Here is a 9,608-nt window from a genome sequence, read left to right as displayed (position 1 = left end):
GCCACAGCCTTAAAATTCTCTTGGCAAGCCTGTTATCAATGATGCCCCGGCGCATAGGGGAAGGTCAGGGATTTATAATAGTCCAGTGACTTTTCCGGCGCCGTCACCCCGGCGGGCAGGGGGCGGCCCGACTTCGACTGGAAATAGGCGATAGAGGCGTCGCGCCACCATTTGGCTTCGCGCGCCTGTATGCGCAGCGTGCTGGCAATGGCCTCGAAGCGCTCGGCATCGACATAGGGCTTCATCGCGGCCCACGTCTGTTGCATGGCGGCGGCGTCTTTTGCGCCTTTGTCGTAGGTCAGGATCAGTTCATCCCACAACGGGCGGCCAGAGCGCGTCCTGTAGTCCCACGACAGGTGGTGGAACCACAGGAGATAGCGCTCATCTGTTCTTTTCGGGTCGGCCCACGCCTTCTGCGCCTGCGGATCGTATTGCGACAGGGCGTCAGAGCCGGTCTTGGTGCGGTCGAAGCCGATGCCGCTGGCATCCGCCCTGTGGTAATAGACCGGGTTCCAGTCGGGCCGGCCCAGATTATCCACCCACGGGCCGGGGCCGTAGTGATGGCCGGTGTCCATCAGGTGATGCAGCCCCAGCGGCGTCATATAGTCCGCCACCGTCTCACGCGAGCGCATCATCAGGGCGACGACGGGCGTTACAAAGCGCGGGTCTGTGGTGAAGGTCATCTTCGCCCATTCGGCCGCGATGTCGCGCGCCGAGCCTTCGGGGTTCCACGCCAGCCGCCCGAAGGCGTACCAGTTGGCCTGATCGAAGTGCGACCCGGACCAGTTGCGATCCGTGCCGATATTGGCCACGCCCGCCATGCCTGACAGGGGATGATCCTCGCCCTCGACGACGCGGGCGACGCTCCAGCCTTTCTGACCCTTCTGAAAAGTGTCGGCGCGCAGCGTTTCTTCGTAATACTGACCCAGATAGGCGAGGTGGGTGGCAAAGCCCAGATACTCCTTGGTGATCTGGAACTCCATCATCAGCGGCGTTTTGGGCATGGCGCCGAACAGGGGATGGAAGGGTTCACGCGGCTGAAAGTCGATGGCGCCGTTCTTGACCTGTACCAGCACATTGGGCGCAAATTGCCCGTCGTGTGGTTTGAACTCGCTATAGGCCTGCTTGTGGCGGTCATCAGCGACCTCGGCCTTATAGACAAAGGCGCGCCACATGACGACGCCGCGATTGCCAAGCGCTTCGGCCAGCATATTGGCCCCGTCCTCGTGCGTGCGGCCATAGTCCTGCGGGCCGGGCTGGCCTTCGGAATTGGCCTTGACGAGGAAGCCGCCAAAGTCGGGGATTTTCGCGTAGATTTCGTCCGCCTTGGCCTTCCACCAGGCGCGCACGGCCGGGTCCAGCGGATCGGCGGTCTTTAAGCCCCCCAGTTCGATGGGGGCTGAAAAGCGCGCCGACAGATAGACGCGGATGCCGTAGGGGCGGAAGGTGTCGGCCAGCACGGCCGCCTTGTCGAGATAGGGGGCGGTCAACGACGCCGCCTTGGCATTGACGTTGTTCAGTACCGTGCCGTTGATGCCGATGGAGGCATTGGCGCGGGCATAGTCGGTATAGCGCGGGTCCTTCAGGTCCGGCAGTCGCCACCAGTCCCACAACGACGCGCCGGCATAGCCGCGCTCGACCGTACCGTCGAGATTGTCCCAGTGGTTGAGCAGGCGTAAGCGAACCTTTGGCGCGTCGGTGGTGTCGGCGGTGGTGCCGGTCTGGACGTGCCGCAGATAGGCGAAAGCCCCGTACAGCAGGCCAATATCGCTGTTGGCGCGGATGTGCACGACCGGCTGACCATTCTGACGACCTTTGCGGATCGCATAGCCTTCGTTGCCCAGCGCCGCGTCGGGTGTCGTCATGCGCGTCAGGACGACCGAGGGAGCGCTAACATTTCTGGCCACGGAAATCCTGTGCCCGGACAGGCCGGACAGGCCCCGTTGCAGTTCGGCCACCGCCGCCTTGACCGTAGGGGCGTTATCCTGAGCGACGACGGTGCGGGGGAGGGTTTCGGCGCTGGCCACCGGCTTGTAACGCAGCCACAGATCGTAGCCGTCCTCGGCAAAGGCCGGGGCCGCCAACAGACAGACAAGCGCGCACAGCGCGTGGATAAGCCTACGCATGGTTCCCTCCTGTGGTGCCCCGCTTTGCGGGTGCGGTTTTTTTAACGCCTCCCCTGAAATTAGGGGGATACCGCCAGAATCGGCGGAGGGGTAAAGCCTTGTCAGATTATCTGCCGGATACCTGTAAGGCCCCCACCACCGCATCTCGCTCGCGTTGCGATCTCGTGCGGTCCCCCTCCCCAGCAAGCTGGGGAGGTATGATCTTTTACCAGTTAAACAGCGTGCCGTCCTGCAGGCGGTTCACCGGCAGATAGGCGCGCTTATAGGGGTACTTCGCCGCCAGGTCTTCGTCGATATCGACGCCGAGGCCCGGTGTTTCGGAGACCATCAGGTCGCCCTTGTCGAAATAGTAGCCGTGCGGGAAGACCTCATCGGTTTCCGGCGTGTGGCGCATATATTCCTGAATGCCGAAATTGGGGATCGAGACGTCGAAGTGCAGGGCTGCGGCCATGCACACCGGCGACAGGTCGGTCGCCCCGTGGCAGCCGGTGCGGACGTTGTACAGCTCAGCGAACGAGGCGATCTTTTTCAGGTGCGAAATGCCGCCCGCGTGGACGACCGTGGCGCGGATATAGTCGATCAGCTGGTTCTGGATCAGGTCCTTGGCGTCCCAGATCGAGGAGAAGATTTCCCCGACGGCCAGCGGCGTCGTGGTGTGCTGACGGATCAGTTTGAAATTGTCCTGATTTTCCGCGACGACCGAATCCTCCATCCAGAAGGGACGATAAGGCTCAAGGTCGCGGCCCAGACGCCCGGCCTCGATCGGCGTCAGGCGGTGGTGAACGTCGTGCAGCAGGTGAACCTCTTCGCCCAGCGCTTCACGTGCGGCGGCAAACAGCTTCGGCACCACGCGCATATAGGCCTCGGTGGACCAGACGTTTTCGCTCGGCAGGTCAGCATCGGCGGGCTCATAGAACATCTTGTCCTTCGACACGCCGTAGGTGGAGGCGAGGCCCGGCACGCCGCATTGCAGGCGGATGGCCTTATAGCCCATGGCCTTGTATTCCTGCGCCACTTCGATGGTGTTTTCAATGGTGGTGCCGTTGGCGTGGCCATAGACCATGACGCCGGTGCGCGAGCGGCCGCCCAGAAGCTGATAGACGGGCAGGCCGGCGATTTTGCCCTTGATGTCCCACAATGCCATATCGACGGCAGACACGGCCGACATGGTGACCGGGCCACGACGCCAGTAGGCCCCGCGATAGAGATATTGCCAGATGTCCTCGATCTGTTGCGGGTCGCGCCCGATCAGGCAGGGGATCACGTGGTCTTCGAGATAGGAGACGACCGACAGCTCACGCCCGTTCAGCGTGGCGTCACCAATGCCATAGACGCCTTCGTCCGTCAGGATCTTGAGGGTGACGAAATTCCGGCCGGGGCAGGTGACAATAACTTTTGCCGATACGATCTTCATGAGACTTACGCCTTAAATTGGTATGACCTATCTCGCTTTTGCCGACCAATTGCCCGAATGGCAAGCGCAAAGTGAGGATAAGATGCAGATTTGTTTCTTATATAACAGGCTTGGAGAGGTTGTCTCAGAGAGGCAAGCCTCACACCGGTTGAATTGGTAAGACCTTAACCTGTCACTAGTCTTATCTCGGCGGCCATTAGCCCCGCCGCTTCGGCCCGAAGGGTCAGGCGGCCCTTTTGGCCCGGCTTTGCGCGCACAATGGCCAAGGCCAGTCCGTTGAAGGCTTTGCGCGTCAGCGATGGGAAGGGCGTAAAGTCGGTCGGATCGCCATTATCAGTGGCAACGATCTCGCCCGGTCCCTCCAGTGTGAAGGTCACCTTGTCCTTGGCGAAGGGTACGGTTTCGCCCTTGTCATCGACAATACCCAGGGTGACAAAGCTCAGATCCTTGCCATCGGCCTCAATCACGCTGCGGTCGGCCTCCAGCGTCAGCGCGTGGGCGGCCCCTGTGGTCTGGCGACGTGCTTCGGCCCACGCCTTGCCGTCTTTATAGACGACGGCGCGAATTTCGCCCGGTTCATAGGTGACATAATCCCAGCGCAGCCGGTATTCAAACGCGCGCTTTTTGATCCGTCCCTGCGACTTACCATTCAGGAACAGCTCTGCCTCATCGCCGTTGGTGAACAGGTGCACCGGCGTCACCTCGCCCTCACGGCCATTTTGCGTCTCTTTGCTCCAGTTCCAGTGCGGCAGCAGGTGCGCCACCGGCAGGTCGGGTCGCCAGCGCGACTGATAGAGCCAGAAGCGGTCTTTCTTAAAGCCGGCCAGATCAATAATGCCGAAATAGGAGCTGCGGGCCTCGTAATAGGGAGTGGGCTCGCCCAGATAGTCCCAGCCGGTCCATACAAATTCACCGGCCACATAGGGGTTCTGATCCTGCGCCGCCCAGTTGCGGTCCGCAGACGAACCGAAGTCGGCAGCAAACAGTTCGTAGGCACTGACCTGATGGGTTTTGGGGTCACCGCCGACACCGGGACGCACCGGCGCGCTATTGGTGCCAGGTACCGGAAACTGATACTCGCCGCGGCTCGACAAGGCCGCCGCGCTTTCGCTGTGAAAGATGATCTTGTTCGGAAATCTGGCGCGGAAGGCCGGGAACTTGCTGGGCAGGCTGCGGATGCCCGCCCCCTGATAGTTGAGGCTGATCACGTCCATCTCGGCCGGCAGGGGCATGTCGGCCTGCGCCCAGTTCATCGCATTGGTGACCGGGCGGGTCGTGTCTTCCTCGCGAAGTATCTTCACCAGCCGCCGCGCGATCTGCGCCCCCGCTTCGCCGGAATACTGTTCGCCCACCTCATTGCCGACGCTCCAGATGACGATCGAGGGGTGATTGCGGTCGCGCCTCAGCATGGCGCGCAGATCGGCCTCGTGCCAGTCGGGGAAGATCAGGTGGAAGTCGAGGGGCGTTTTGCGCTTTTCCCAACAGTCGAACACCTCATCCAGCACCAGAATCCCCATCCGGTCGCACAGCTCCAGCAGCTCCGGGGCCGGCGGGTTGTGACTCATGCGCAAGGCATTGCACCCCATGTCCATGAGCATTTCCAGTTGCCGCTCAGCGGCCCGTACATTGAACGCCGCCCCCAGCGCGCCGAGGTCATGGTGGTTATTAACCCCCTGAAGCGGCACAAAGCGGTCGTTGACATAAAGCCCCTTGTCGGGGTCGAAGCGCAGGCTGCGTATACCAAAAGGAGTCTCATAGCGGTCGATTTCACGACCGCCCTGCATCAGGGTCGTCACCGCGACATAGCGGTTTGGCACTTGCGCGGGCGGCGGTCCCCACAGGCGGGGTTGCGACACGGTGGCCGAGGCTTTGACAACAGTATGGGATCCGGCAGCCACCGGCACCGACTGGTGCGCGGTTTCGCTGACGGCGCGGCCCGTGGGCTTACCCTTTGCGTCCAGCGTATAGAGACGCGTGACAAGGCTGATGTCGGCCGGTTCGGTGCCGTCATTATCGATGCGAGTGACAATATCGACCGTGGCCTCGTCCTGAGAGACGTGCGGCGTGGTGATCTGCGTACCCCAGTGCGCCACGTGTACCCTGTCGGTCTTGACCAGCCAGACATTGCGGTAAAGCCCCGCCCCCGGATACCAGCGCGCTGACTCCGGAGGGTTGTCGAGGCGGATGACGATGTGGTTGGCGCTGCCGTAATTCAGGTGTGGCGTCAGGTCGAGACGGAAGGAGTTATAGCCGTAGGGCCAGCCACCGACGAGGCGCTCATTGCACCAGACGGTGGCATAGGACATGGCTCCGTCGATATCGAGGAAGAGGCATCGCCCTTTATCCGAAGCCGGAACCTCCAGACGGCGGCGATACCAGGCCGGTCCCCAGGTCTTCAGCCGCCCCATGCCGCCATAGGGGCCGGTTTCCAGAAACGGTCCCTTGATGGCCCAGTCGTGGGGCAGGGTGACCCCCTCCCAGCCGGAGTCGTCGAATCGGGATTGCACCCAGCTGACCTTTGCCCCCGGATGGCCATCGGGCCGGGCGTGGCGTTTGTCAGGATCGGAGATAAATGGATTGGCGGTGGGCAGTATCCACGGTTTCAGCACGGGCCGCGTGGTATTGATCTGCGTGGCATCGACGGGGCGCGCGTCCGCCTCCTTGCCGTCTTCGCTCTTTTTGATTTCAGGGCGGATGTCGTAGTCGAGCGCCCCATCAAGGCCCTCCGGGTCGCCCAGCCGGAAGCGCCAGTTGTCATTGAGTGGCAGGCGTTCACGTCCCTTGCGGGCGTGAGCGACCGCGTCCTTTGGCAAAAGGCTGGCGGCGGCGGCCGTTGTTAGCAAGGCACGGCGGGTCGCTTTAAGGGCAGAGGTCATGCGCGATTTCCAAACAGAGTGTGACCGGCACCAGTTTACTGGCGACGCTTCCAAAGGTCTTGGTCATTCTGGAAAAAAAGGCGGACAGGCCGTGAAAAGCCTGTCCGCTCAGGGGGGAGTCCGAGGCGTTGGATCAGAACTTGCTGCGCCAGCCGAAGTGATAGGTGGCACCGGGGTTGAAGTGGCTATAGGCTGCGTTGGCGTAACCGAAATTGGTACGGAACGGCTCATTGGTGATGTTGGTGGCTTCGAAGGTCAGCTGCCCTTTCTGGCCGAACCAGTTGGCATTGTAGCTGGCCGACAGATCGACCTGACCGCGGTCGGTGGCGATCAGCGGCAGCATCAGGCCGTTTTGCGGGGCTCCGGCCGCGATGCGCTCGTCAAACCACACATAGCTGGCGCGCACCGAGAACAGGTCGTTTTCGTAGTAGGCGGTGGCATTGACCGTCTGCGGCGACAACTGGGCCGCGGCGCCATCATTTTCATCGTCCAGATGCGTGTAGTTGGCACTGAAGCCCAGACCATCCAGAACAAAGTCGAGCGGTTGCACCCAGCCCAGTTCGATGCCGGTCAGGTTGATGGTGTTCACATTGACCGGCTGGTTGACGAAAACGTCAGCGGTGGCCGGGCCGCCGCGATCATTGATCGCTTGCTGCTGCTGGGCCGTCAGAGACGCGAAATCGATGCCGAGATCGGTAAATTTGCGCGTCGATTGCTGCACGACCGTATAGCCATTGACCGTCTTCTTGAACACCGCCACGCTGACATAACCCAGGCCGCCGGTGTAGTATTCGGCCCCGAAGTCGAGGTTTTCCGAATAATAGGGTTGCAGCGACGGGTTACCGGCCGAAGCCGTCTGGGCGGACGGGTCAGAGAAGCTGACGCCCGGCAGCAGGTTGTTCGGGTTAGCGCGCGTCAGGGTCTTGGACGCGGCGGCGCGCAGTTGCAGCTTGTCCGTCACCATGGTGGTGACGTTGAGCGACGGCAGGTTGGCGCTGTAGTTTGTCTCCATGGTCACAAACTGGCGCACACCGTTGACGGTCACCGGGCCGGTCACGGTCTGATCCGTTACGGCGCGGCGCACACCGGCATTCACCTTGAACACCAGATCACCGACCGGAATCTGGGTATTATATTCGATATAGACGCCCTTGTTCTTTTCGTTGATGACGCCCGATGGCGTGCCCAGAGCCGAGTTGTTGGTAAACGGCGCCCCTGTGTTGAAGGCGGCGTAGTTGGTAGCGGCCTTCAGCTTGTTGAGATCGGGCAGGATGTACTGCGTAAAGCCCGGCGCACCATCGAGGATATGCGTGAAGTCCGACGCGGGGCCGACGCCCAGATAGCTGGCGATGGCGCTTTGCGGCACGGCGGCGAAGGCCGCGGTCTGGTAATTGGCCGAATTGTCGAAGGCGGTGATCTTGCGATCGGCCTCGTCATAGGCGGCCCCGAACTTCAGCGATGACCCGCCTTCGAAGTCATAGGTCATGTCCGCGTGGGCACCGGCTGTGTAGGTCGAACGCTTGACGTTCTGGATGTTTACGCGGTTCCAGGTCCAGCCGAGGTTGGGGTCGGCGATATTCTTGTTTGGCTTGATCGTCGGGATGATGCCGTCATTGGTATACTGGATCGTCAGCCCGGAATTGAAAGGCGTATTGAACAGGAAGCTGGGGGCTTCGCGGAAGAAGACCGAGTGGGTGTAGTTGGCCGCCGCGTCGAGGCGCAGCTTCGGCGTGATCTGCCAGCTCAGGCTGGGATTGACGTTGACGAAATCGAGGCGCTCATCAAACTTGCGCGCTTCGACGAACATGGCCGAGTTGGCGAAGGTGCCTGAGGTGACCACATTATTGGCATCGACCTTCAGATTGATTGGCACCATGCCGCCAGTGGCGGCCGTCGAAGAGTTACGCACAAACCAGTTGAAGCTCGACCGGTCGTACTCCCCCTTGGCCGACGCGGCCATGATGTCGAGTGCAAAGCGCAGAGTGTCGGAGGGGCGGTATTCGACGGCGGTGATCAGGGTCAGACGATCGCGGTGGCCATCGACGTAGTTGAGACGGCCCAGACGCGGGATCATGGCGTTGGTAAGCTGATTGGCCGTCAGCCCGGGATTGAGCGCCAGAAGCGCGTTCAGGTCCAGCGTCGCGCCGGTCATCAGACCGTTACCGGCATTGGCCGGCACGACGGTGGCGAAGCTGAAATTGTTGCCCTGCGCGTTGCTGCACGCCGTGTCGGTCGTCGGGCAGGCGAGGTTGGCATTGCTCCAGCCCACCGAGTCAAAGCCGTCCGAGCGGGTGCGCTGGCGCGAACCGGCCAGACCGATCAGCACGCCCCACTTGTCCCAGGTCTTTGAGAAGGTGACGGCCCCGCGCGGCGAAAAATCACCGGAGGCTTCGCCATAGGAGGCCGAGGCCGATACGGTCAGGTGCTGCCCCTTATTGTCGAAGGGACGGGCGTTCTGCAGATTGACCAGCGACATGCCGCCTTCGAGCTGGCTGGCGGTCGGGGTCTTGGAAACGGTCAGGCGGGTGAACAGTTCCGACGGGAAGAGATCAAGGTCCACTTCGCGGTTGGAGGCCCCGCCGTCGATGCCGCCGTCAGAGGCCACGGCCACACCGGCATTGTTCAGGACGATCTTGGTGAAGCTGGGCCCAAGGCCGCGCACGTTGACCTGCGTGCCTTCGCCCGTATAGCCGTTGCGCGAAATCTGCACGCCCGGCACGCGTTGCAGCGATTCCGCCAGGTTGAGGTCCGGGAATTTGCCTATGTCCTGCGCAAAGATCGAATCCGAGAAGTTGACCGAGTTGCGTTTGGCGCGGGTCGCGTCCTGAAGGCTCTTGCGATAACCGGTGATCACCACTTCGGTGACATCGGTGCTGGCAGACGTGTCAGCACTCTGGGCGTGTGCCGCGCCGTAGCCGAAACCAGCCAGAATGGTGGCAGACATCAGGGCAAGACGGGTCGCGCGCAGAACGCGCGTGTTTTGACGGACCATGGGGTTCCTCCTGTTGGATCGTTGACGGTTTTTGCAGGCCGCAGGCCGGTCCGTCTTTTTATGGTAACGCTCACATTCATAAGCCGGTCAGGTTTCATCTGTCAATTAGGTCAGTCCAATATTTATTAGATTGTCGCTTTTTGGTCAGTGCAATGAAGTTGCAAAAATTTTTCAAATAAAAACAGTCGAATAAGTTGAGA

Annotated in this window: 4 protein-coding genes; all 4 read right to left on the bottom strand. The window is 61.4% G+C overall.

Annotated elements, in window-relative coordinates; translation table 11 throughout:
• Positions 1-35: 35 nt before the first annotated feature.
• Complete coding sequence (locus Q0072_RS14745; RefSeq protein ID WP_298331536.1) at positions 36-2,126, bottom strand: alpha-glucuronidase family glycosyl hydrolase; 2,091 nt, start codon at positions 2,124-2,126, stop codon at positions 36-38.
• 205 nt (positions 2,127-2,331) lie between these two features.
• Positions 2,332-3,540, bottom strand: a complete 1,209-nt coding sequence (manD, locus tag Q0072_RS14740) for a D-mannonate dehydratase ManD (protein ID WP_298331534.1) — start codon at positions 3,538-3,540, stop codon at positions 2,332-2,334.
• Positions 3,541-3,704: 164 nt separating this feature from the next.
• Positions 3,705-6,416: a beta-galactosidase GalB gene (gene galB, locus Q0072_RS14735; protein WP_298331532.1), complete on the bottom strand. Its 2,712-nt coding sequence runs from the start codon at positions 6,414-6,416 to the stop codon at positions 3,705-3,707.
• 133 nt (positions 6,417-6,549) lie between these two features.
• On the bottom strand, positions 6,550-9,408 hold the full coding sequence (locus Q0072_RS14730) for a TonB-dependent receptor (RefSeq protein ID WP_298331530.1): 2,859 nt from the start codon (positions 9,406-9,408) through the stop codon (positions 6,550-6,552).
• Between the last annotated feature and the right edge of the window lie 200 nt (positions 9,409-9,608).

Source organism: Asticcacaulis sp., assembly GCF_027484505.1.
GTDB lineage: Bacteria > Pseudomonadota > Alphaproteobacteria > Caulobacterales > Caulobacteraceae > Asticcacaulis.
Note: the sequence above shows the minus strand (reverse complement) of the source record. Positions and strands in the feature narration are given on the sequence as shown.

What these genes read in the sequence shown, in the direction of transcription:
- Q0072_RS14745 (WP_298331536.1), bottom strand. Translation starts at nt 2,126, where the DNA reads ATGCGTAGGCTTATCCACGCGCTGTGCGCGCTTGTCTGTCTGTTGGCG.
- manD (WP_298331534.1), bottom strand. Translation starts at nt 3,540, where the DNA reads ATGAAGATCGTATCGGCAAAAGTTATTGTCACCTGCCCCGGCCGGAAT.
- galB (WP_298331532.1), bottom strand. Translation starts at nt 6,416, where the DNA reads ATGACCTCTGCCCTTAAAGCGACCCGCCGTGCCTTGCTAACAACGGCC.
- Q0072_RS14730 (WP_298331530.1), bottom strand. Translation starts at nt 9,408, where the DNA reads ATGGTCCGTCAAAACACGCGCGTTCTGCGCGCGACCCGTCTTGCCCTG.